Annotated in this window: 21 protein-coding genes and 1 tRNA gene; 21 read left to right on the forward strand and 1 reads right to left on the reverse strand. The window is 70.1% G+C overall.

Annotated features, from left to right (window positions below):
* The 17 genes from BN13_RS09055 to BN13_RS09135 form a co-directional block, all read left to right on the forward strand.
* A partial coding sequence (locus BN13_RS09055) for a lipid II flippase MurJ (RefSeq protein WP_235434000.1) occupies positions 1-1,573 on the forward strand: 1,573 nt, incomplete at its 5' end.
* A gap of 75 nt (positions 1,574-1,648) precedes the next feature.
* Entirely contained in the window at positions 1,649-3,055 is a 1,407-nt protein-coding gene (locus tag BN13_RS09060; RefSeq protein ID WP_048546195.1) for an O-antigen ligase family protein, read from the forward strand.
* A 3-nt stretch (positions 3,056-3,058) separates the two neighbouring features.
* Complete coding sequence (locus BN13_RS09065) at positions 3,059-4,297, forward strand: glycosyltransferase (protein ID WP_048546197.1); 1,239 nt, start codon at positions 3,059-3,061, stop codon at positions 4,295-4,297.
* The gene (locus BN13_RS09070; RefSeq protein WP_048546199.1) at positions 4,294-5,460 is read left to right on the forward strand and encodes a glycosyltransferase family 4 protein; all 1,167 of its coding nucleotides are present in this window, start codon (positions 4,294-4,296) and stop codon (positions 5,458-5,460) included. Before BN13_RS09065 ends, BN13_RS09070 begins: the two co-directional genes overlap by 4 nt.
* Positions 5,461-5,572: 112 nt before the next feature.
* Positions 5,573-6,154, forward strand: a complete 582-nt coding sequence (gene pth, locus BN13_RS09075) for an aminoacyl-tRNA hydrolase (protein ID WP_048549032.1) — start codon at positions 5,573-5,575, stop codon at positions 6,152-6,154.
* Positions 6,151-9,696, forward strand: coding sequence for a transcription-repair coupling factor (mfd, locus tag BN13_RS09080; protein ID WP_048546201.1), 3,546 nt, complete (start codon positions 6,151-6,153; stop codon positions 9,694-9,696). The genes pth and mfd overlap by 4 nt, the downstream gene beginning before the upstream one ends.
* Positions 9,697-9,748: 52 nt before the next feature.
* On the forward strand, positions 9,749-10,288 hold the full coding sequence (locus BN13_RS09085; protein WP_048546203.1) for a hypothetical protein: 540 nt from the start codon (positions 9,749-9,751) through the stop codon (positions 10,286-10,288).
* Positions 10,289-10,299: 11 nt separating this feature from the next.
* Entirely contained in the window at positions 10,300-11,058 is a 759-nt protein-coding gene (locus BN13_RS09090; RefSeq protein ID WP_048546205.1) for a MazG family protein, read from the forward strand.
* A 197-nt stretch (positions 11,059-11,255) separates the two neighbouring features.
* A complete protein-coding gene (locus BN13_RS09095; protein WP_048546206.1) occupies positions 11,256-12,194 on the forward strand; it encodes a carbohydrate kinase family protein in 939 nt (312 codons plus the stop codon).
* A 4-nt stretch (positions 12,195-12,198) separates the two neighbouring features.
* Positions 12,199-13,113: a pseudouridine-5'-phosphate glycosidase gene (locus tag BN13_RS09100; protein ID WP_048546207.1), complete on the forward strand. Its 915-nt coding sequence runs from the start codon at positions 12,199-12,201 to the stop codon at positions 13,111-13,113.
* 158 nt (positions 13,114-13,271) lie between these two features.
* Complete coding sequence (locus tag BN13_RS09105) at positions 13,272-13,601, forward strand: PadR family transcriptional regulator (RefSeq protein ID WP_048546208.1); 330 nt, start codon at positions 13,272-13,274, stop codon at positions 13,599-13,601.
* Entirely contained in the window at positions 13,601-14,764 is a 1,164-nt protein-coding gene (locus tag BN13_RS09110) for an HAAS signaling domain-containing protein (protein ID WP_048546210.1), read from the forward strand. The genes BN13_RS09105 and BN13_RS09110 overlap by 1 nt, the downstream gene beginning before the upstream one ends.
* Positions 14,765-14,832: 68 nt before the next feature.
* Positions 14,833-15,534 carry a lysoplasmalogenase gene (locus BN13_RS09115; protein WP_048546213.1) on the forward strand — a complete coding sequence of 234 codons (702 nt, stop codon included), beginning with the start codon at positions 14,833-14,835 and terminating at the stop codon, positions 15,532-15,534.
* A 163-nt stretch (positions 15,535-15,697) separates the two neighbouring features.
* A complete protein-coding gene (eno, locus tag BN13_RS09120) occupies positions 15,698-16,984 on the forward strand; it encodes a phosphopyruvate hydratase (protein WP_048546214.1) in 1,287 nt (428 codons plus the stop codon).
* 4 nt (positions 16,985-16,988) lie between these two features.
* A complete protein-coding gene (locus tag BN13_RS09125; protein ID WP_084733659.1) occupies positions 16,989-17,501 on the forward strand; it encodes an FtsB family cell division protein in 513 nt (170 codons plus the stop codon).
* The gene (locus BN13_RS09130; RefSeq protein ID WP_048546218.1) at positions 17,498-18,085 is read left to right on the forward strand and encodes a DUF501 domain-containing protein; all 588 of its coding nucleotides are present in this window, start codon (positions 17,498-17,500) and stop codon (positions 18,083-18,085) included. Before BN13_RS09125 ends, BN13_RS09130 begins: the two co-directional genes overlap by 4 nt.
* 1 nt (position 18,086) lies before the next feature.
* Positions 18,087-19,046 carry a Ppx/GppA phosphatase family protein gene (locus BN13_RS09135; protein WP_048546220.1) on the forward strand — a complete coding sequence of 320 codons (960 nt, stop codon included), beginning with the start codon at positions 18,087-18,089 and terminating at the stop codon, positions 19,044-19,046.
* 105 nt (positions 19,047-19,151) lie between these two features.
* Here BN13_RS09135 and BN13_RS09140 read toward each other — a convergent pair whose 3' ends face one another.
* Positions 19,152-19,829, reverse strand: a complete 678-nt coding sequence (locus BN13_RS09140) for a TetR/AcrR family transcriptional regulator (protein ID WP_048546221.1) — start codon at positions 19,827-19,829, stop codon at positions 19,152-19,154.
* Between the two features lie 133 nt (positions 19,830-19,962).
* Between BN13_RS09140 and BN13_RS09145 the strand changes: the two genes are divergently transcribed.
* The 4 genes from BN13_RS09145 to BN13_RS09165 all read left to right on the forward strand — a co-directional run bounded on the left by BN13_RS09145 (position 19,963) and on the right by BN13_RS09165 (position 23,027).
* On the forward strand, positions 19,963-20,559 hold the full coding sequence (locus BN13_RS09145) for a SigE family RNA polymerase sigma factor (RefSeq protein WP_048546223.1): 597 nt from the start codon (positions 19,963-19,965) through the stop codon (positions 20,557-20,559).
* On the forward strand, positions 20,556-22,019 hold the full coding sequence (locus BN13_RS18635; RefSeq protein ID WP_084733661.1) for a hypothetical protein: 1,464 nt from the start codon (positions 20,556-20,558) through the stop codon (positions 22,017-22,019). The genes BN13_RS09145 and BN13_RS18635 overlap by 4 nt, the downstream gene beginning before the upstream one ends.
* Positions 22,010-22,083: transfer RNA gene (locus BN13_RS09160), tRNA-Leu, on the forward strand. Before BN13_RS18635 ends, BN13_RS09160 begins: the two co-directional genes overlap by 10 nt.
* Positions 22,084-22,181: 98 nt before the next feature.
* Positions 22,182-23,027, forward strand: coding sequence for a Bax inhibitor-1/YccA family protein (locus tag BN13_RS09165; protein ID WP_048546229.1), 846 nt, complete (start codon positions 22,182-22,184; stop codon positions 23,025-23,027).
* The last annotated feature ends 116 nt before the right edge of the window (positions 23,028-23,143 follow it).

Here is a 23,143-nt window from a genome sequence, read left to right on the forward strand (position 1 = left end):
CCCCCCCCCCCGCCGCACCCGCCACCCCCGCCACCCCCGCCGCACCCGCCCCGCACTGATGCCGGACCGCTCGGCCGAACCCCACGCGCTCGCCCGGCAGAGCGGGATCACCGCGGTCGTCGCGCTGCTCGCCGTCGCCAGCGGCTTCCTGCTCGACCTGGCTTGGTGGCATCGACTCGGCGTCGGGGCCGGGAGCGACGCCATTGCCCTATCCCTGCGCCTGCCCCTCGCCCTCGCGGCGATAGCCGTTGCGCTGGGCGCCCAAGTCCTCGTCCCCACCTTCACCGCCTGGCGAGTCGAACTCGCCGGGGACCGCGAACCCGGCGCCGTCGCCGGGCTGATGCTGTGGTTCGCCGGCGCGGGCCTGGCCGGCGCCGGCACCCTGGCTCTGCTCGCCGGCCCGGCAATGCGCCTGCTCTCCCCGGACTGGTCGCCCGACACTCTCGATGCCGCCGCGCGCCTGACCCGCATCCTGGCGATTTATCTGCCGGCCCTCGCCGCCGCGGAAGTGCTGCGGTCCTGGCTCATCTCGCGCCTGGTGATCGGCTTCCCGGCGGCCATGTCGTTGGTGCTCAACCTCGTCGGGATCCCGATCATCCTCCTGGGTCCCGCCCGGATCGAGACCGTCGCGTGGGCGTATGCCGCGGGCGCCCTCGCCCAAGTCGCCGTCATGGCGGCACTCGCCCACCACCACGGTTGGCGCGCCCACTGGCCACGACCGAGGGACCCGGCTGTGCGGCATACGCTCGGGTTGTTGCGACGCCCCACCCTCGCCGCCGGGCTCAACCCGGCCATGCGCGTGCTCGAGGGCATCGTCGTCAGCTTCCTGCCCGTCGGGTCGGCGACGGTGGTCCACTACGGCAACCGGATCGCCAGTGCCCTCGGCGGCACGGTCGTGTTCCGGTCCGTAATGGTCGCCCTCATCCCGCGACTCGGCAATGCTCTCGCGAACGGCGACGAGGCCGCCGCCGCGCGCCTCCTGCGCCATGGCATCCGCCTGGTCGCCCTCCTCGCCGTGCCGATGACCGTCCTCGGCGTCGTGCTGTTCCCGGCCGTGACACCGCTCGTGTTCGGCGATCGACCCGGCACCGCGGCAGTGTTGCCCGCGGTCCTCGCCGTCTATGCCCTCAGCTTCGCTGGCAGCGGCCTGCAGCGCGCCCTCCTTGCGCCCTTCTTCGCCGCGCGCCGCATGGCCGAGCCGCTGCGCAACACTGCCTACGGCGTGGTGGCCAATGCCGGCCTACTCCTCACGCTCTATCCCCTCGCCTCGACCTGGGCGCACCCCGTCCTGGCCGTCCCGATCGCGTATGCCGCGGCGCAATATGTCAACGTCGGCCACGCCTGGTGGCTCGCCCGGCGACAGCCCGGTCTCGGTCGCCTTGGGCTCGCCGCCGCACTAGCGGGTAGTCTTCTCTGCGGTCTCGCCGGAGCCCTCGCCGCCTGGCTGGTGCACCGGATCGGGGCCGCCGACGCCAGCGGGGCGCTGCGGCCGGTGATGGCGACCATCGCCGGTCTCGGGGCCAGCGCGGCGACCGGACTCGCGACCTGGCGTCGCGGCCTTGACCGAGACTGACCATACGCACCGACTGAATAGACGCAGGCGAACCACCGCACGACGGCCCAACCCGGGCGAGAGGACCAACGACGCGTGGACACGATCGAACGCTCGATCGCCGGCGGCCGGACCGTCCTCGGCAGCACCCGCGCCGGCGTGGTCCTGAGCGCCGTACTCGGGGTCGCGTTGACGGTCTACACGGCGATGAGCCTGTCCGGGAACGCCTCTCGCCCGATGACCCTCCTGCCGATCGCGTTGCTGATCGGCGCCACCTTGCTGGTCGTCGCGCTCAACGACCTGGAAACCTTCGTGCTCGCCGCACTCGCCGTCCGCTCCAGCCTGGACGTCTTCCGCGGCGGCAGCCATTTGGGCGATCCGAGTGTCGTGCTCGGCCTGCTGCTGCTCGGCTTCGGCGCACTCTGGCTGCTCAACCGCCGGATGAAGCTCGGCGATGCCTTCCCGACCTCGCGGCTTGGCCTGGCCTTCCTCGTCTTCACGGGCGTGGCGATGCTCGGCATACTCACCTCGGCGAAGCCGGGCGCGTCCCTGGTGGAGTGGTCGCGGATCGCCAGCATCGCTGTGCTCTTCCTGTGCGTCGAGCAGTTCGTCGCCCGCGGCGCCGGCCTCGGCCGCTTCCTGGTCGCCATTGGTATGGCCGTCATCGTCCCGACCGCCGTCGCCGCCTGTCAGCTGGTCACGCGGCAGGGGCTGCACACCTCGGGCGTCTTCTCCCGCATCACCGGGACGTTTGCGCACAGCAACCCGCTGGCCTACTTCGCGATCTTCACGTGGTTCCTGATGCTGGCGACCTATCCGGTCGTGCGCGGCACCGCCCGCCGCCTGGTCCTGATCGCCCTTGTGGCGACCACGGCGCTGACGTTCTTCTCCTTCACCCGTAGCGCCTGGATCGTCGCCGCCATCGGCCTGCTGATCCTGCTGCTGCGCCGCCGGTCCTATACCGCCGTTGTCGCGGTCTGCGCCGTGCTGCTCCTCGGGGTCGTCGCCCCACCGATCCAGTCACGCTTCGCCGACCTGGGCTCCGCCTCGCAGATCACCGGCAAACCGGCCAACTCGATGTCGTGGCGGTTCGCCTACTGGCACAAGTCGCTGGAGATCGCCGAGCCCAGCCCCATCGCCGGGGTGGGCCTGCGCGCGGTCTCGATGACCACGACGGCGGCCAAGCAACCGCACAACGACATCGTTCGCGCCTACGTCGAACTCGGCATACCTGGCCTGGTCAGTTATCTCGCCCTGCTCGCGCTGATGATCTGGTCCAGTTTCGTCGCCGCCCTCGACGCCGGCCGGCGCCGCCTCGGTGGCATCGAACGCGCAGTGACCGAGGCCGCCCTGGTCACCGCGATCGGGATCGGCCTGCTCAGCCTGGTGGCCAACCTGATGTCCCAGGTCGTGGTCATGGCGTATGCCGTGACCATCCTCGCGCTCTCCTCCGGGGCCTACCTTCGTCGGCGGCGGATCGACGCCGAGCGCGCGAAGGCCTGACGGGTGCGCATCCTCCACGTCAACAAATTCCTCTATCGCCGCGGTGGTGCGGAGGGCTACCTCTTCGACCTCGCGGCGGCGCAGCGGGCCGGTGGTGACGAGGTCGAATTCTTCGGCATGGCCGATCCCGACAACCTCCCGATGCGCTTCGCGGAGCACTTCCCTCCGTATGCCCGATTCGACCCCGCCCCGGCCCACCTCACCGAGCGTCTCGGGCTGGCCGGGCGGATGTTGTGGTCACCGGCGGCCGCGCGGGGGATGGCCGCGGTCCTGGCGGCATACCGGCCGGACATCGTGCATCTGCACAACATTTATCACCAGCTCTCACCCTCGGTGATCGCGGCGACCCGGCGGGCCCGGGTGCCGATGGTGATGACCGTGCACGACTACAAGCTCGTCTGCCCGACCTATCGCTTCCTCGACCATGGTCACGTCTGCACGGCCTGTCTCGATGGCGGCCTGCCGCAGGCCCCCCGGCGCCGCTGTCAGGACGGCAGCCTGGCGGCGAGCTCGATGGCGGCGCTGGAGGTGGGCACGCATCGTCTTTTCGGGGCGTATGCCGCAGTGGGCGCCTTCGCCTGCCCCAGCCGGTTCCTGCGGGACCGCCTCGCCGAGGGGCACGTCGCCACCGATCGCCTCGTGCACCTGCCCAATGGCTCGCCGGTCGACGTGCCCGTTCGGATCGGGGCCGGCGAGGGCATCCTGTATGCGGGGCGGCTCTCCCCGGAGAAGGGCGTCGACGTCCTCCTCCACGCGGTCGCGCGCCTTCCACAGGCGCGCCTGGAGATCGCCGGCGACGGCCCGGACCGGGCCGCGTTGACCGGCCTCGCCACTCGGGTGGCCCCTGGCCGGGTGCGCTTCCACGGCCGGCTGGAGCCAGCGGCACTGCAGGCGTTGACCGCCCGGGCCCGGGTCACCGCCCTCCCGGCGCGGTGGCTGGAAAACCAGCCCCTGGCCGTTCTGGAGTCGTATGCCGCGCAGGTGCCGGTCGTCGCGAGCGCGCTCGGCGGCCTACCGGAATTGGTGGATGCGAGCACTGGCACTCTGGTGGGGCCGGACGACCCCGCGGCCCTGGCCGCCGCCCTGGGGCGTTATCTCGACGATCCAGAGATGGCCGTGGCGCACGGGTTGGGCGGGCGCGCCCGGGTGCTGCGGGACCACGCCCCTGAGGTGCACCTGCGCCGGGTCGCGAACCTCTATTCCGATGTGCGGATCGCGCACGCGGCGGGGAGCGCGGCATGAAGATCGCGATGATCGGGCTGCGCGGGCTGCCCGCCTCCTATGGCGGGGTCGAGAAGCACGTCGAGGAGTTGGGGTCGCGGATTGCCGCGGCGGGCCACCAGGTCACGGTCTATTGCCGGCGCAACTACTCGACGCAGGGCCTGGAAGTGCCGTCGCAGTACGCCTATCTGCCGCCCAGCGGGCGCCGGCCCGGGCGGTATCGCGGGATGATCCTGCGCAACCTGCCGACGACCGGTGGGAAACATCTGGAGTCGACGGTGCACTCCGGGCTGTCCGCGCTGCATACGCTGCGGCGCGATTACGACATCGCGCACTTCCATGCCCTCGGGCCGGGGCTGTTCACGCCGATCCCGCGGTATCTGACCTCCACGCGCGTCGTTCAGACGGTCCACGCCCTCGACGACCAGCGCGGCAAGTGGTCGGTGCCGACGCGGGGCATCCTGCGCGTCGGCCGGTCGCTGTCGGCGTGGGTGCCCGATGACGTGATCGTGGTGTCCCGCGAACTCGCGCGGATCTACGACACCGAGCACGATCGTCCGGCGCACTACATCCCCAATGGCGCCCCGCGCGTCGAACCGGTGCCACCGGGGGCCGTCCTGCGTCGCTATGGGCTGGAGCCGGGGCGATACCTGCTTTTCCTGGGCCGCTTTGTGCCCGAGAAGTGCCCGGACCTGCTGGTGCGGGCCTTAGCCCGGGTGCCCGCCGATGTCAAGCTCGTCCTCGTCGGCGGGTCGTCCCACAGCGATGACTACGCCGACGACCTGCGTCGCCTCGCCACGGCCGACCCGCGAATCGTGATGCCCGGCTATGTCTTCGGCAGCGTTCTGGCCGAACTGATGAGTTCGGCCGCGCTCTTCATCCAGCCGAGCCGATTGGAAGGTATGCCGATCACGGTGCTGGAGGCCGCGGCATACGGGCTGCCGGTGGTGGCGAGCGATATCGGGCCGCATCGGGAGATCCTGCAGGCGAGTGGTCCGGGGCACCGGCTCTTCCCCGACGGCTCGGTCGCCGGGCTGGCCGAGGCGATCCGGGCGGAACTCGCCGACCGGGATGCGGGCGCCGTCGGCGCCGCGGAACTGCACCGGCGAACGCAGGCGCACTACGACTGGGACGACGTCGTCGAACGGACGTTGTCGGTGTATCGCAATACGCTCGCGCGGTGACGCTGGAAGTGGCCTGGTGATGGCCGTCCCGGTCGGTGTATGCGCGAAAGAAGTGTTGGCGTGAAGGATGTTGCGGTGTGAAGGAAGTTGCGGCGTGAAGGAAGAGTTGGGGATGGATCTGTGGCTGGCTGTCGGGTTGGGCAACCCGGGAGCGCGCTATGCCGCCAATAGGCACAATGTCGGCGCGCTCGTGATCGACGCCTTGGCCGAGCGGCATCGGGTGACCCTGGCGAAGCACAAGGGATCGGCGACGGCGGCCAAGATCACGGTCGGGGGAGCGCCGGTGCTCATCGCCATCCCGACGACCTTCATGAATGTCTCGGGCGAGCCGGTGCGTGACCTGGCGCGGTTCTACAAGATCCCGCCCGCGCGGGTCATCGTCGTCCACGACGAGCTCGACATCGAGTTCGGGCTGGTTCGGCTCAAACTCGGGGGCGGCGAGGGCGGGCACAACGGTCTGCGTTCGGTGAGTGCGTTGTTGGGCACGCGCGACTACCACCGGGTTCGCGTGGGGGTCGGGCGGCCGCCGGGCCGGATGGACCCCGCCGACTTTGTGCTGCGCGACTTCAGCGCCGCGGAGAAGCCCGAGATCGCCGTCTCGGTGGTGGAGGCTGCCGATGCGGTGGAAGACCTCGTGACCGGCGGCCTGCTGGCCGCGCAGCAACGCTTTCACGCACCAGGGGGCACCCGATGAGCTTGGCCGGTCTGCTGCAGGCACTGGCCGCCGATGACGGCATCGCCTCGGCCGTGCGCACTCTGCGCGCCGCGGATGCGCGGATCGAGGTCGCTGTCCCGGTCGGCCTGCGGGCGCCACTCGTCGTGCTGGCGGGTCCGGCCGAGGCGACCACGTTGGTCGTGACGGCCACCGCGCGTGAGGCCGAAGATCTCGCTGCCGCGATCGGGTCCTTCCTGCCACCCGATGCCGTGGCGACCTTCCCCAGCTGGGAGACACTGCCGCACGAGCGGTTGTCGCCGCGCAGCGACACCGTCGGCCGGCGCCTGGCGGTGTTGCGTCGGCTCGCGCACCCGGATGCGGAGGACCCGGCGCTGGACCGGCCGCGGGTCGTGACCTGCTCGGTGCGCGCCCTGCTCCAGCCCATCGTGCGCGGGCTCGGCGACCTTGTCCCCGTGGCCCTCTCCGCCGGAGACGAGCGCCCCCTAGGTGAGGTGGCCGAGGCGCTGGCGGCCGCGGCATACACCCGAACGGACTTGGTGGAGCGGCGCGGTGAGTTCGCCGTCCGCGGGGGGATCCTCGATGTCTTCCCGCCGACGGAGGAACACCCGCTCCGCGTGGAGTTTTGGGGTGATGTGGTCGAGGAGATCCGCTGGTTCAAGGTCGCCGACCAGCGCTCGCTGGAGATTGCGCCACACGGGTTGTGGGCGCCGCCCTGCCGCGAATTGCTGCTGACCCCGGCCGTGCGTGCGCGGGCCGCCGAGTTGGCCGAGCAACTGCCCGGGGTCGCCGAGATGCTGCACCGGGTGGCTGAAGGCATCGCCGTTGAGGGGATGGAGTCGCTGGCGCCGGCGCTGGTGGACGGCATGGAGAGCCTGCTCGACGTGCTCCCGGCCGGGAGCGTCGTGGCGCTGGCCGATCCCGAACGCATCCGGGCCCGCGCCCACGATCTCGTCGCGACGAGCGCGGAGTTCCTGGATGCCTCGTGGTCCAATGCCGCGGCCGGCAACGCCGTGCCGGTCGACCTGCGCGGGGTGCTCGGGATGGCGTCCTACGCGACGATCGGGCAGGCCCGCGAGCGCGCCGAGGCTCTCGGGCTGCCGTGGTGGGTGCTGGGCGGGTTCGAGCGCGATGAGGAGCTCAGCGAGTTCGGCGGAGCGGACGCGACGGCGGCGCGCATCCCCGGCGACGACGCGCCGACCTATCGCGGCAACACCGAGAAGGCCGTTGCTGACCTGAGAACCTGGGTCCATGACGGGTGGCGCGTGCAGATCGTCACCGATGGAGCGGGCTTGGCCACCCGCATCGGCGAAGTGTTGCGCGAGCGGGACGTGCCCGCGCGCGAGGGCAGCGACGTGGCGCCCGGCGTCGTGTGCCTGACGACGGGTTCGTTGGGGCGTGGCGTGGTGCTGCCCGATGCGCGGCTGGTCTTGCTGACCGAGGCCGACCTCATGGGCACCGCGGCGAGCGCCGGCTCTACCAAGGACATGCGCCGGATGCCGTCGCGGCGGCGCGCGCAGGTCGATCCGTTGCAGCTCAAGCCGGGGGACTATGTGGTCCACGAGCAGCACGGCGTGGGTCGGTTCGTGGAGATGATCCAGCGGACCGTCGCAGGTGCCACCCGCGAATATCTCGTCGTGGAGTATGCCGCGTCCAAGCGTGGCCAGCCCGCGGACCGGCTCTTCGTGCCGACCGACCAACTCGACCTCGTCACCCGCTATGTCGGCGGCGAGGCACCGACCATCAACCGCCTCGGCGGGTCGGACTGGCAGCAGACGAAGGCCCGGGCGCGACGCTATGTGCGCCAGATCGCCGCGGAACTGATTCGGCTCTACAGCGCGCGGATGGCCACAACCGGGCACGCGTTCGCCCCGGACACGCCGTGGCAGCGCGAGCTTGAGGACGCCTTCGCCTATATCGAGACCCCCGATCAGTTGTCCTCGATCGAGGAGGTCAAGCGCGACATGGAGCGGCCCATCCCGATGGACCGGCTGATCTGTGGCGATGTCGGTTATGGCAAGACCGAGATCGCGGTCCGGGCCGCGTTCAAGGCGATGCAGGACGGCAAGCAGGTGGCGGTCTTGGTGCCGACGACGCTGCTGGTGCAGCAGCACCTCAACACCTTCAGCGATCGGTATGCCGGGTTCCCGGTCGTCGTCAAGGCGCTCTCGCGCTTCCAGACCGACAAAGAAGCCAAGCTCGTCCTCGACGGTCTCGCCGACGGCAGCGTCGACCTCGTCATCGGCACCCACCGCTTGCTCGGCTCGACGGTGCGCTTCAAGAACCTCGGCCTCGTGGTGGTCGATGAGGAGCAACGCTTCGGCGTCGAGCACAAGGAGCAGCTCAAGGCGATGCGGACGGCGGTGGACGTCCTCTCGATGTCCGCGACCCCCATACCCCGCACGCTGGAGATGGCAGTGACCGGGATCCGGGAGATGTCGACGCTGGCGACCCCGCCGGAGGAACGCCACCCAGTGTTGACCTTCGTTGGCGGCTATGACGAGAAACAGATCACCGCGGCCATCCGTCGAGAGTTGCTGCGCGACGGCCAGGTGTTCTATGTCCACAACAAGGTCTCGACGATCGAGAAGGCCGCCGCCCGGCTGCGTGAGCTGATTCCCGAGGCGCGGGTCGAGACGGCGCACGGCAAGATGGGCGAGCACCGGCTGGAGCAGGTGGTGCTGGACTTTTGGGAGCGCCGTTTCGATGTGCTCGTCTGCACGACGATTGTCGAGACAGGCCTGGACATCTCCAACGCCAACACCTTGATCGTCGAGCGCGCCGACCAACTCGGACTGTCGCAGTTGCATCAGTTGCGCGGGCGGGTGGGGCGCGGCCGTGAGCGGGCCTACTCCTACTTCCTCTATCCGCCGGAGAAGCCGCTGACCGAGACGGCGATCGAGCGGTTGCAAACGATCGCGAGCAATACCGATCTCGGGGCCGGTATGGCCGTTGCGATGAAAGACTTGGAGATCCGCGGCGCGGGCAACCTGCTCGGCGGGGAGCAATCGGGTCACATTGAGGGCGTCGGTTTCGATTTGTATGTCCGTCTGGTCGGCGAGGCGGTCGCGAACTTCCGCGGCGACGCCGAGGAGCCCGTGGCCGAACTCAGCATCGAGTTGCCGATCGACGCGCACCTGCCGCACACCTATATCCCCGGCGAACGTTTGCGGTTGGAGGCCTACAAGAAGCTCGCCGCTGTCACGAGCGAGAGCGAATTGGCGGAGGTGCAGGCGGAATTGGTGGACCGCTATGGCGCGCTGCCAGAGCCGGTGTCGAACCTGGTGGCGGTGGCGCGACTGCGGGTGCTCGCGCGCTCGTTGGGCGTCGCCGAGATCGCCGTCCAAGGCAATGTGGTGCGCTTTGCGCCGGTGACGCTGCGCGAGTCGCAGCAGCTGCGGTTGCAGCGGCTTTACCCGAAGTCGCTCTACAAGGATGGAGTCCGTAGCATTCTGGTGCCGAAGCCGATGACGGCGCGTGTGGGCGGTAAGCCCCTGCGTGACCTCGACATGCTTGACTGGGCGGCAACGGTGATGCGCTCGGTGCTCGCCGAGCAGGTGTGAGATCGACCGTTTGAGATTGATCGTTGAAGCTGGACGTGAGGAAGGAAGCACAGTGACCGGATCACTGCGTGGCGCGCTGGTCGCGGCCGCCGTCGGAGGGACGTTGGTCCTGGGCGGTTGCAGCGTCGGCGGGGCCGACGTCGCTGCCCGCGTCGACGGACACGTCATCACCGAGTCGGCCGCCCGCACGGCGGCTGAGCAGGTCACCAAGGCGTTCGGCCTGCAGGAGCCCCTCACCATCGCGCAGGCCACCGGCTACCTGATCGAGGCACCTTTCCTGACCAAGGTTGCCGAGGGCAAGGGCGCCATCCTGTCCGACGACGCGATTGCCGCCGAGATGGGCGGCATGAAGCCGACGCCCGAGACTCTCGATGTGGTGCGCGCCAACTACTTGCACAACCAGTTCGCCCAGACCGATCCCGCGGCGCTGGACGAGGTCAGCAAGGCAATGAAGAAGGCGTCCATCCGCGTCAACCCGCGCTTCGGGACCTTCGACCGCGACGCGATCGCGCTGGCGCCGGCGACGCCCAACTGGATCAGCAGCCAGTCGGCGATGGACCAGCCGGCGTCAGACCAGCCCGCGACGCCCTGACCGACGTCGGCGTGACCTCTGCGACCGGACCGGGGAGCATCCCCGACGGGTTGACGCTGTTGCTCACGACCCCGCGGGTGGCTCCCGGCCTGCTGGCTCGTGATGCCTGGCTGGCGCTGGGCGCGGCGCGCCTCGTGCTCGCGGCCGATCCGGGGGAACCGGTTCCCGAGGCCATCGCTTCGTCCGGGATCGAGGTGCAGGCCGAGCCTGGCGACGTCGCCTCGGTGGCGCGGCGCCTGGTGACGACGGCCCAGCAGGAGCCGGTCGTCTGGGTTTTCGGCAGCGACGGCGACCCCGGCCTGACCGATGCGATCGCCGCCGAGGTGAGCCGACTGGAGGCCCCGCCCACCGTCGAAGTGCTCACCGGCTCGTGGGACGTCCCGGGAGCCGGGTTGCTCGATGTCGTGGCGGTGATGGACCGGCTGCGGTCCCCGGGCGGCTGTCCGTGGGACGCGCAGCAGACGCACGCGAGCCTCGCGGCATACCTGACCGAAGAAGCCGCCGAAGCGGTCGAGGCGATCGAGTCGGGGGATCGGGACCACCTGGTCGAGGAACTCGGCGACGTGCTCCTGCAGGTCGCCTTCCACGCGCGGGTCGGGCAGGAGGACCCGCAGGACCCCTTCGACATTGACGACATCGCCGCGACCCTGGTCGCCAAGCTCGTCCGCCGCCACCCCCACGTCTTCGCCGACGCCGAGGCCTCCACCCCGGAGGAGGTCGAGGCGCAGTGGGCGGCGATCAAGGCCGCCGAGAAGGCCGCCCGACGCTGACCCCTCCCCGGCGCTGTCCGGACCTCCGACACTTCCCACACCCCCGCCCTTTCGTACTTGAGCACGCCTTACGCACTTGAGCACGCCTTCCAAGGCGTGCTCAAGTGCGTAAGGCGTGCTCAAGTACGAAAGGGCGGGGGTGCGGGCGCGGCGGGGGATGTGGGCGCATCGGGCGCTCTGGCTTAGGCTCTCCCCTCGTGTCTGATCGCGTTTTCGTCCTTGGCGGGGCGAACCTCGACCTCGTCGCCCGCTCCACGGGCCCCCTGGTCGAGGGGTCGTCCAATCCCGGCCATTTGGCGGAGCGTCCCGGTGGGGTTGCGCGCAATATCGCCGAGAACCTCGCCCGGCTCGGCGACACGGTCCAATTGGTGGCGGCGATCGGCGACGACCTGGCCGCCCGGGTGCTTCTCGACAATGCCGCCGAGTGCGGCATCGGGCTCGACTACGTGGTGCGTTCGCCCCACCCCACCGGTCGGTATGCAGCGCTGCACGCCCACGACGGCGAACTCGCCCTCGCGATCAACGACATGAACGCCACCGAATCCCTCACGGCGGCCGACGTCGCCCCGGCACTCGCCCAACTCACCGCCGAAGACTTGGTTTTCGTCGACGCCAATGTCCCGCCCGAGGTCGTCACCGCGGTCGCCGAGGCCAGCGCTGCGGTGGGCGCCCGCCTGGTTGCCGACCCGGTCAGCGTTGCGAAGGGCCCCCGCATGTGGGCCGCGCTGCACCCGAGGCCCTGGCTGCTCGCGCCCAACCTCGGCGAGTTGCAGGCGTTGACGGGTCGTGCCCTGACGATCCAGGACGTCCCGGCCGTTGCCGCAATGCTGATCGAGGACGGCGTGACCCATGTCTGGGTCAAGCTCGGCTCCAGCGGAAGCATCCTGGTGTCGGCGGCCGAGGGCGGGGCACACCCGGATGCCGTGTCTTTCACCGCCCCGACCGTCAAGGTGGTCGACGTGACCGGCGCGGGCGACGCGCTTCTCGCGGGCTTCCTCCACGCGTATGGCGAGGGGGCGAAGGTGGCCGAGGCCGCGGTATACGGTCATGTGGTTTCCGCGCTGGCCGTCTCCAGCGACCACACCGTCCGTCCCGACCTCAGCCCGGCGCTGGTCGAGACCGCGGCGAAGGGCTGAGCCGATGCACCCGATGCTGCGCCTGACCCCCGAGGTCGAGGCGGCCGTCGCAGCCGGCGGCCCAGTCGTCGCGCTCGAATCGACGATCATCAGCCACGGCATGCCCTATCCCGACAATGTCGCGATGGCGCTGGAGGTCGAGCAGATCATCCGTGACGGCGGGGCGACGCCCGCCACCATCGCCATCCTCGACGGAATCCCGCGGATCGGCCTGAGTGCCGACGACCTCGAACTCCTCGCGAGCGATCCGAGCGTGGTCAAGGTCAGTGTGCGGGACCTGCCCTATGTCGTCTCGACGAAGGCGCACGGCGCGACGACCGTGGCCGCGACGATGCGGCTCGCCGCGCTCGCCGGCATCCGCGTATTCGTCACCGGGGGCCTGGGCGGGGTCCACCGCGGCGGCGAGGACAGCATGGACGTCAGTGCCGACCTGACCGAGTTGGCGGTGACCGATGTGGCGGTCATCAGCGCCGGGGTGAAGTCGATCCTGGACATCGGTCGGACCCTGGAGCGGCTGGAGACGCTTGGCGTCCCGGTCGTGGGGTATGGCAGTGACGAGTTCCCCTCGTTCTTCTCGCGGGTCTCGGGGCATCGGGTCCCGATGCGGCTCGATACCCCGGAGGACCTGGCCGCCATGATGCGGGCCAAGTGGGACCTCGGCATCGCAGGGGGTGTCTCGATCGCCAATCCCGTCCCGACGGGGGAGGAGATTCCGGCCTCGGACATGGACGCCGTGATCGCGCGCGCCCTCGCGGACTGCGACGCGCGGGGTATTCGCGGCAAGGACATCACCCCCTACCTCCTCGGCCGCATCGTGGAACTGACCGAGGGTGCCTCGCTGCGGACGAATATCGCGCTGGTGCGCAACAACGCCCGCCTGGGCGCGGCGCTCGCCGTCGCGTACTCGGCGCTCGACTAGTCCCGTCGCAGAAGGTCAGACGTTCGGGCACGCGGGAGTGCCCAAACGTCTGACCTTGTTTGCACCGCATACCTGAATCGCGCCATGAGGTACAGTTGGCGCACTAGTGCGGACTGCGCACTAGTGCGGAAGGGGAAAGACCCCCGAACGGAGATGCGATGGATCCCACCCAACTCGTCAAGGGCGTCCTCGACCTGGCGGTGCTCGCGGTGATCGCGCGGGAGGACGGCTACGGATACGACGTCGTGCGCCGTCTGCGCGCGGCCGGTCTGGAGGACGTGGGCGATGCCTCCGTCTATGGCACGCTGCGCCGCCTCTATAGCGCCGGGGCGCTCACGTCTTATGTGGTCGCCTCCGAGGAGGGTCCGCATCGGAAGTACTACGGAATCAACGCCGAAGGCCGGCATGTCCTGGCCACCCAACACAAGACCTGGACCGGCTTCGTCGCGGCGATGGACGGCCTTCTGAGCGAAGCGGGAGCGCAGTGATGAGCGAGTCGACCACGGTGATGGGCACGCAGGCTACCCCTGCCCGCGTGCGGAGCTATGTGGCCCAAGTCCGAGCCGAACTCGCCGATCTGCCGGCTGAGGAGGTCGAGGAGATTACGTTGGGCATGGAGGCGGATTTGGCCGAACTGGCCGCGGAGTCCGGCGCAGACCTGCGCATCCGGCTCGGCACCCCCCAGGCGTATGCCGCGGAGTTGCGCGCCGCCGCCGGCCTCCCCTCGCGCGCGAGCCGGGACCAGGCCGGCCTCGGTCGGTGGGCGCGGGAACACGCTGGTGCCGTGCGCGATGCAGCAGCGGGGACTGGCGCCCAACTGCTCAGCGGTGCGCCGTGGCTACGGGAGTTGCGCGGCGCCTGGTGGGTCGCGCGCGGTCTTGCCGCCGGCGCCTACCTCGCGCTGGTGCTGTCGTGGTTCCCGGCGACCGCGAAGGTGATCATCGTCGGTCTGGCGATCGGGGCGTCGGTCATGCTCGGGCTGCGCACCGCCTCGGGTCGCCTGCGCTGGTGGCCGGTGGCGTTGCTCAATGTGACGCTGGCGGTTGTGGCCCTCGTCCTTGGCCTCCGGGCGCTTACGACGGAGCGCACGGCAGCGCCGGAGGTGGCGACGATCAGCAAGGTGCCGGCGGAGGGCCTCTACAACGGCGGCGCGTTGGTCGGCAACCTCTATGCGTATGACGCGCAGGGTCGCCGGATCGAGTCAGTTCGGCTCTTCGATCAGCGGGGGCACCAGGTGGTGATCAACGGGACCGAAGCCGAAGAATCCGTTGGCAGCTACGGGGACTCAACGACAACGACGACGTTCTACGACGAGAACGGCGAGCCCCGCACAGTCGACAGCTTCCCGGCCGCCTGGATCGGCCCGGCCTGGGGCCCCATTCTGGGCTGGACCCCGCCGGTCAGCATCATCCCGGCCACGCCGTCGCCAACGGACTCGTCGCCAACGGCCCCGTCGCCAGCGAATTCGACGCCCACCGCCCCCACGTCGGATGACCAAACCAACGGTGGCTCGGCCAGTTCGACCAGTGCGCCGACCTCGGCTTCCAATTCGAAGACGTCGCGAGCGTCGTCCGGCACGCCGTCACGGTCGAGTTCGTCCGGCACCGACACGAGCACCGACGCGGCACCCACCTCGACCTCGACCAAGTAGCCCAACCACGCGACTGCGCCGGCGCCAGGGCGGACTCGGGGCCGCGATGGCCCACTAGTCTCCGGCGTATGCCGGGTGCCGCCTCCGCCCTGCGTCTCGCCTTCGGGGCGCTCGCCATCGCCGACACGGTCCTGGCCGGCTTGCCCGGGCCGCAGGCCGAGCGCACCCGACTGGTCACGAAGACCCTGCTCATGCCGACCCTCGCAGGCTCCTTCGCCCTGGATCCCCGAGCGCGACGGTCACCGTTGCACCGCAGCACCCAGGCGGGCCAGGGTTTCGGTTGGCTCGGTGACGTGGCGTTGCTCGGCTCCGGCACGGGCCCCTTTCTAGCCGGTATGGGTGCGTTCGGCGCCGGCCAGGTCGCCTACATCCGTGGCTTTCGCCGGGTCGCGAACCCGAATCCCTTGCGGCGCAGCGCTGCCGGGAAGGTTGCGGCGGGACTGTTCGTCGTCAGCGGGATCCCGATGGCCTGGGGTGCCGCCCGCGCCGAGCCCGTTCTTGGCCCGGGGGTGCTGGCCTACGCCGGGCTGCTGACCGCCATGGCCGCGTATGCCGCGCATCTCGACCCCAACCTGCCGCCCGACGCGCGGCGCGCCACGGCCCTCGGCGGCCTCGCCTTCCTCGCTTCCGACACCCTGCTCGGGCTCGGCCAGTTCGTCCTGACCGACCCGCCCCCCGCCTGGAACTCGGCGGTGATGGCGACCTACACCGCGGCGCAGTTCCTGCTGGCGGACGGCGCTCTCCGCGCGGCCGGTCCTACGGCTGCGTAGGCCCCAGCAAGACCCGCGACGGCGGCCGGGCCGCGTCATCGCCCCGGCGAGCCCCGCGAGCACCGGGCGGGCGGCGTCCACGAACGGCGCGGCATACGGTGCGGCCGGGCCGATGTCGTTAGGCTGGACGCGAGCCCATCCCACACCATCCCAGGAGTTTGTCGTGGCCATCATCGAGGCAATCATCGCGCGCGAGATTCTCGACTCGCGGGGCAATCCCACCGTCGAGGTCGAGGTCGGACTCGACGACGGCACCGTCGGCCGCGCGGCCGTCCCCAGTGGTGCCTCCACCGGTGCGTTCGAGGCCGTGGAGCGCCGTGACGGCGACAAGAAGCGCTACCTCGGCAAGGGCGTCGAGCAGGCCGTTGACGCCGTCATGGAAGAGATCGCGCCCAAGCTCTACGGCTTCGACGCCGCCGACCAGCGCCTCGTCGATGACGAGATGCTCGCCCTCGACGGCACCGACAACAAGGGCGAGCTCGGCGCCAACGCGATCCTCGGCGTCTCCCTAGCCGTCGCCCGCGCCGCCGCCGACTCCGCCGGCCTGCCGCTGTTCCGCTACGTCGGTGGCCCCAACGCCCGCGTTCTGCCCGTCCCAATGATGAACATCCTCAACGGTGGCAGTCACGCCGACTCCAATGTCGACATCCAGGAGTTCATGATCGCCCCCATCGGCGCCGCCTCCTTCCGCGAGGCGCTGCGCTGGGGCGCCGAGGTCTACCACGAGCTCAAGTCGGTCCTGAAGAAGAAGGGCCTGGCCACCGGCCTCGGCGACGAGGGCGGCTTCGCTCCCAACCTCGAGTCCAACCGCGCCGCGCTCGACCTGATCCTCGAGGCCATCAAGGGCGCCGGCTACGAGCCGGGCAAGGATATCGCGCTGGCCCTCGACGTCGCGGCCAGCGAGTTCTACGAGGACGGCGGTTACACCTTCGAAGGCGCCAAGAAGTCCAGCGAGGAGATGATCGCCTACTACAGCGAGCTCGTCGACGCCTACCCGTTGGTCTCCATCGAGGACCCGCTCAACGAGGACGACTGGGCCGGCTGGAAGGCCATGACCGACGCCCTCGGCAGCAAGGTCCAGCTCGTCGGCGACGACCTGTTCGTCACCAACCCCGAGCGGCTCTCCCGCGGCATCGCCGAAGACACGGCCAATGCCCTGCTGGTCAAGGTCAACCAGATCGGCTCGCTGTCGGAGACCCTCGACGCTGTCGAGATGGCGCACCGCGCGGGCTACAAGTGCATGATGAGCCACCGCTCGGGCGAGACCGAGGACACCACCATCGCCGACCTCGCCGTGGCCACCAACTGCGGCCAGATCAAGACCGGCGCCCCGGCCCGCTCCGAGCGCGTCGCGAAGTACAACCAGCTCCTGCGCATCGAGGAGGAGCTCGACGCGGCGGCGATCTACGCCGGCGCCGGCGCCTTCCCTCGCTTCGCCGCCAAGGCCTGACCGGATGGCAGCGCCCGCCCGTCGCCCACCCGCGTCCCGCCCCAAGGGCCGGACCGGCGGGGATCGAACGACGCCGCGGGCGCTGCCACGCGTCACCATGCCCGCCCAGGAGACCGGCGCCCGGTCGGCCTGGTCGGTCCAGCGGTTCATGATCATCGGCTCAATCGCGCTGCTCCTCAGTGTCCTGCTTGGCCCGACGCTGAAGACCTACATCAGCCAGCGCGGCGAGATCTCCGCCCTGCGTGACAAGGTCGCCGCGCAGCAGGCCGATGTCGCGGCGATGGAGCACGAGAAGCAACTCTGGGGCGATCCCAACTATGTCGCGGCCCAGGCCCGCGAGCGCCTCAACATGGTCAAGATCGGGGAGAAGGCCTATACGGTCATCGACGCCACCCCGACGACCGAGGAGAAGTTGGTCGAGCGGGCCAACAAGATCGCCGCCAACCACCCCTGGTACGGCCAGATCTGGGAGTCGACCAAGCTCGCCGACAACCCGCAGCGCGCATCGAATCGATGACCCCCAACCAAGACGAATCCACGGCGGCACAGCGGCCCGGCTCGCAGCCAGGGTCTGACCTCGACCCCGCCGATGTCGCCGCTGTCGCCGCCCAACTCGGCCGGGAGCCCCGCGGGATCGTCGAGATCGCCCACCGCTGCCCCTGCGGCTGCCCCGATGTCGTCGCCACGGCCCCGCGACTGAGCGACGGCACTCCCTTCCCCACCACCTACTACGCCACCTGCCCGCGCCTGACCGCCGCCCTCAGCACCCTGGAGTCCGAGGGCGCCATGCGGGAGTTCCAGGATCGGCTGGCCGACGACGCGGGGTTCGCCGCGGCATACGAGCAGGCTCACGAAGCATTTCTCCTCGACCGGGCCCGCGTCGGGGAGCGTGCCGGCGTCGGTCCGGTTCCCGAGATCGACGGGATCAGTGCCGGAGGTATGCCGCGCCGCGTCAAGTGTCTGCACGCCCTCGCCGGGCACGCCCTCGCCGCGGGCCCCGGGGTCAATCCCGTGGGGGACGAGGCGCTCGCCCGGCTCCCGAAGTGGTGGGCCAAGGGTTCCTGCGTCGGGGAGGCTCCCGACCACTGCGAGGAGGACTGACATGCGCGTGGGTGCGATCGACTGCGGCACCAATTCCATCCGGCTGCTCATCGCCGACATCGATCCCGCCACCTACGCGGTGCGTGACATCGTGCGCCGGATGGAGGTGGTGCGGCTCGGCTATGGCGTCGACCGGACCGGCCGGCTCGATCCCGAACGGATCGTGGCCACCCTCGCCATGTGCCGGGAGTATGCCGCGCAGTGCCGCGAGCATGGCACCGTCGCCATTCGGTTCGCGGCCACCTCGGCGTCCCGAGACGCGAGCAATGCCGCCGTCTTCGTCGAAGGGGTCCAGGACGCCTTTGGCGACCTGGGCGTCACCCCGGAAGTGATCAGCGGGGCCGAGGAGGCCGCACTCAGCTTCCGCGGGGCGACCGGCGATCTGCACGCCGCCGGCATCCCCGGCCCCTACCTCGTGGTCGATATCGGCGGTGGCTCAACGGAATTCGTGTTGGGCACCACCGATGTCGACGCATCCCTGTCGACCGATGTCGGCTGCGTGCGACTGACCGAACGGCACCTGCGCTCCGATCCGCCGACTGAGGCCGAGGTCGCCGCCGCCCGTGCCGATGTCGAGGCGGCGATCAACGCCGCCGCCGATGTCGTGCCTCTCGATCGCACCGCGACCCTCGTCGGCCTGGCCGGCAGCGTCACAACGGTGACGGCGCACGCGCTGGCGCTCGCGGCATACGAACCGACCGCGATCCACCTGAGCACCATGGACGCCGCCGCCATGCACGCGGCCTGCGACGACCTGATCGCCATGTCCCGCGCCGACCGGGCCGCCCTGCCGTTCATGCACCCGGGCCGGGTGGATGTCATCGGTGGCGGCGCGCTCGTCTGGCGAACGGTCATCGACCGCGTCGTGGCGGCCGCCGGCGAGGTCCCGATTGTCACGTCCGAGCACGACATCCTCGACGGAATCGCGCTGTCGCTCGTGCCCCGACCGATCGTGCCCTGATCGCTCGTGCCGTGACCCGGCGGCTTCGTACCCCGACCGTGCGCCGGGCGGCCGTGCGCCGAGTGACCGTGCGCCGAGTGACCGTGCGTCGAGCGGCCGGTGCCGTCAGCGGGTGCTGAACATCCCGTTCAGGCCCGACCAGCACATTGCCATCACGATGTCGGCCGCTGCGGCGGGGGTGATGTCGTCGCGATCGGCCCGCCAGATCGAGATGCGCTCGCACGCGCCGACCAAACCCTCGATCGTGCACTCCAGCACCGGCGCGGGGATCGCCGCCAGCTGGGGGAAGTGCCCCAGCGCCTGCTGCACCGCCATCGCCTGCATGTCGCGCGCCGACTCGATCGAGGTGCTCGCGATGCCGCTCACGCCATTGCGGACCAGGCCGCGCCAGCCGGCGGCGTGCGCGTCCATGAAGGTGAAGTAGGCGACCAAGCCTGCCCGGAAGCTCGCCTCCGCCGAGTCCAGGTGAGCCACCTCCCGCCACGCCTGCTGGATCTCATCCGTGAGTTCGTTGCGTGCCTGGTCGATAACCGCCGCGAGCAAGCCTTCCTTGGACCCGAAGTGGTCATAGATGACGGGCTTGGTGATGCCCGCGGCCTGGGCCACCATGTCCATCGTCGTGTTGGCGAAACCGAGTTCGCCGAAGAGGTGCTCGGCGATGCCGATGATCTGGGTCTCGCGCTCGACCTTGGACAACCGCGGGCCTCGCGGCGACCCCGGCAGGGGTCCGCGCCGGCCTCGCCGAGTGGTTCGGTCGTGCTTTCGCTGCACGGTCGCGGTCACGGTCGCAGGGTCCTTCCGGAGGGTCAAATCGACTTTCGTGCCAGCATTCCACAGGTGCTCCTCGCCGTCCTGTTGAACGGAAATCGGCCAGCCTCCACCCGTCGCGCCCCTCCCGCACGTCTGATAGGTCGTGATGACCGATCCGGACTTCGAGGCGTTCGTGCGGGCCACCCAGGCCCGCTTGTACGGCGCTGCGCTCCTGCTGGTCGGTGACCATCATCACGCCCAGGATCTGGTGCAAGAGACGTATGCCCGTGTCGCCCGCCACTGGAGCTCCCTTAGCCGCCCGGGCGGCGCGCCCTATGCCTACGCCCACACGACGCTCTATCGGCTGGCGATCGACCGCTGGCGCACCCGGGCGCGCCGGGTCACCGAGCATCCCAGTGATGAGATCGAGCAGTCGTATGCCGCGTCCGCCCGCTCGCCCGCATCTCCCCCCGCCGGGGATGCCGCAACCGATGACCGGCTCGTAATCCGGCAGGCGCTGGCCCGGCTGACGCCGCGCCAGCGAGCGGTCTTGATCCTGCGTTATGTCGAGGACCGGACGGAGGTCGAGACAGCCGCGCTGCTGGGGTGCTCGGTCAACACCGTGAAGTCCCAGGCCCGGCTGGCCTTGCGCCGGATTCGTGAGCTCGCCCCGGACCTCTTGGCCGATCTGGATCCCGGCGGAGCACCGAACCACGCCGCAACGCCGGCAACGGCGGCGCCGGTAAAGGAGGAATCGCGATGACGACGCGACTTGAACACGCTTTGCGGCTGGCCGCCACCGACGCCGCCGAGGAGGCACAGTGCCGCTCAGCCGCCCCGGGCGCCGATGCTTTGGCCGCGGCGGCGTGGGGTGCGGGGCGCCGCCGGCGCCGACGTGACGCCCTCCTCAGCGGTGCGGCTGCCCTCGTGGTCGCCGTCCTCGTCATCGGGTGGTTCGTCGGGATGCCGGGCGCACCCCGCACGAGTCCGCCGGCCTCCCCGAGCACTTCCCAAGGTGTGCGGTCGCACCCGGGCGGGATCGCGGCATACGCCCTGGTTGGGCCGCGACTGCTTCCCGAGAAGCCGGGACCGCTGGCGGGCCTCTTCAACGGGCACGGGGGCTGGCCGTGGCAGGACGATAGTGAGAGGTGGGACTGGTACGGCTTCGATGCGCGCGGGCACGTCTGGCGGTTGCCGCATAACTCCGGACCCTTCAGTGCCATGCCGGCGCTCAGTGACGACGGCCGGTGGCTGGGCTTCCGCGACCAGGACTGCACCTGCTACGCGATCCGCAACCTCGCGACGGGCGTCACGACTCGCTTCGCCGAGACCCGCGATCGGCCGGCACTGAAGGTGGCGGACGGGTGGCTGAGTCAGATGGGGGGCGTGCAGACCCCGTGGCGCTTCAGTCCGACGGGCCGATTGGTCCTCAACAACTACATCGTCGGGGAGACGTGGCTCCTGGCGCCGGACGGGTCGGCGCGGCGGTTGGCGGACACGCCGAACCGCTCGATCAGCCCCGGCTGGCTGGACGACCATCGCTTTCTGTCTCTTGACGCAGCCTGGAAAGACTCGGCGACGGCCTGGCGGAGCTTCACCGTCACCATCGAGGACGTCGACGCCGGGTCCAGCACGACGCAGCAGGTTGAGCTGGGGGACGTGGCGGCCGACTTTGACGGCGCCGGCCAGTGGACCCCGCGCTTCACCGCCGATCGCCGCACGCTCTTCTTGCTGTCGGCCGGCCAGGCGATGGAACGCGGCGTGTTGCGCTACGACGTCGGTGCCGACAGCAGGTTGCGGTTCGCGCCACGGCGGGCCGATTTGCCGCTTGACCCGCTCCCCGGCGGCTGGTCATCCACTCTGGGCGCGCTTCAGCCGGTCGGTCCTCACCCGGCGCTCGTCGTCGACAATCAGTTGATGTGGGGGACGACTACCCCCCTCGGCGACGGGGCGACCAGGACGGACGAGACGACGGTTATGCGAATCCACCCGCGCTGGCAGGTGGACATGACGCTGTTCGCGGCCGACGCCTTCGCCGGCCCGGCCACCGGCCGGGTCCCGAACCGATGGCTGGCGTGGTGGTGGCCGCAGCTTCTCCAGACCACCGCCTTGGTGGGGCTGGCCGCGGCGGGAGGGCGCGGCATACGACTGTTGAAGTGGCGTCGTATCCCGGGCGCGACCACACACCCCGCCACGCCGCATAGGGTGGAAACGCTCCCGTAGCCCAATGGCAGAGGCAGGCGACTTAAAATCGCTCCAGGTGCGGGTTCGACTCCCGTCGGGAGCACTCGGTCGGCGCGGGGAACAATTCCCTGATCCCGGACGCTTCATCAAGCACCAGGCGGTGCTCCCTGCCGCCGACGAGGTCCTGGAGGACAACAGATCATGGCCAGCAACCCGGTCTTCGACCGGATCGAGAAGGACGCCCGCACGGGGTATGCCGGGTTCGGCAACGCCCCCGCGCAGTCGACGCCCTACCCGGGGCCCTATCAGAGCGGTCCGGTCACCGACCGGCACCTGCAAGACATGTATGACCGCCCGTCCGCGGGCCCCGTCCAGACCGGCCGGGTCACCATGGACGACGTCATCATGAAGACGTTGTCGCTCTTCGCGATCGTCGTCGGCGTGGGTGCCTTCGGGTGGATCACCGCCGACCGCAACCCCGCGCTCGGGCAGATGTTCTGGATCGGCGGCATGATCGGCACCCTCATCGTGGGCCTGATCATCGCCTTTAAAAAGACCGTGAGCGTCCCGCTGATCCTGGCGTATGCCGTCCTCGAAGGTCTCTTCGTGGGCGCCGTGAGCAACGTCTTCAATGACATCTACGGTCAGGGCCTGGTCAGCACCGCCGTCGTGGCGACCCTGGCGACGTTCACCGGAATGTTCCTTGCCTACAAGTCGGGCCTGATCAAGGTCACCAACAAGTTCCGTCGGATCATGACTCTGGCGATCTTCGGCTACGCGATCTTCGCGGTGGTCAACTTCATCTTCGCGATGATCAGCGACACGCCGTTCGGCTTCGGCGGCACCGGCGCGATCGGCATCGGCATTTCGCTCGTCGCTGTCGGTCTTGCGTCGCTCTCGCTGGCGCTCGACTTCGACTCCATCGACCGGGCCATCGCGACCGGCGCCCCCCGCCAGTACTCCTGGCTTCTGGCGCACGGCCTCATCGTGACGCTGGTCTGGCTCTACATCGAGTTCCTGCGCCTGCTGGCGCGCCTGCGCGACTGACCCAGCCGCGCGGCATACCCGCGCGCGCGACCCGACTGACAAGGTGGCCATGACGGCCCTCCCGGAGCCGGTATCAACCGGCCTCACCCGCCTGGCCCGGCGGTGGCAACAGCTAC

Source organism: Nostocoides jenkinsii Ben 74 (assembly GCF_001046875.1).
GTDB lineage: Bacteria > Actinomycetota > Actinomycetes > Actinomycetales > Dermatophilaceae > Nostocoides_A > Nostocoides_A jenkinsii.

Bases quoted from the DNA above. Each gene is read 5' to 3' on its own strand.
- BN13_RS09070 (WP_048546199.1), top strand. From the start codon at position 4,294: ATGAAGATCGCGATGATCGGGCTGCGCGGGCTGCCCGCCTCCTATGGC.
- pth (WP_048549032.1), top strand. From the start codon at position 5,573: ATGGATCTGTGGCTGGCTGTCGGGTTGGGCAACCCGGGAGCGCGCTAT.
- mfd (WP_048546201.1), top strand. From the start codon at position 6,151: ATGAGCTTGGCCGGTCTGCTGCAGGCACTGGCCGCCGATGACGGCATC.
- BN13_RS09100 (WP_048546207.1), top strand. From the start codon at position 12,199: ATGCACCCGATGCTGCGCCTGACCCCCGAGGTCGAGGCGGCCGTCGCA.
- BN13_RS09105 (WP_048546208.1), top strand. From the start codon at position 13,272: ATGGATCCCACCCAACTCGTCAAGGGCGTCCTCGACCTGGCGGTGCTC.
- BN13_RS09110 (WP_048546210.1), top strand. From the start codon at position 13,601: ATGAGCGAGTCGACCACGGTGATGGGCACGCAGGCTACCCCTGCCCGC.
- BN13_RS09115 (WP_048546213.1), top strand. From the start codon at position 14,833: ATGCCGGGTGCCGCCTCCGCCCTGCGTCTCGCCTTCGGGGCGCTCGCC.
- BN13_RS09125 (WP_084733659.1), top strand. From the start codon at position 16,989: ATGGCAGCGCCCGCCCGTCGCCCACCCGCGTCCCGCCCCAAGGGCCGG.
- BN13_RS09130 (WP_048546218.1), top strand. From the start codon at position 17,498: ATGACCCCCAACCAAGACGAATCCACGGCGGCACAGCGGCCCGGCTCG.
- BN13_RS09135 (WP_048546220.1), top strand. From the start codon at position 18,087: ATGCGCGTGGGTGCGATCGACTGCGGCACCAATTCCATCCGGCTGCTC.
- BN13_RS09145 (WP_048546223.1), top strand. From the start codon at position 19,963: ATGACCGATCCGGACTTCGAGGCGTTCGTGCGGGCCACCCAGGCCCGC.
- BN13_RS18635 (WP_084733661.1), top strand. From the start codon at position 20,556: ATGACGACGCGACTTGAACACGCTTTGCGGCTGGCCGCCACCGACGCC.
- BN13_RS09165 (WP_048546229.1), top strand. From the start codon at position 22,182: ATGGCCAGCAACCCGGTCTTCGACCGGATCGAGAAGGACGCCCGCACG.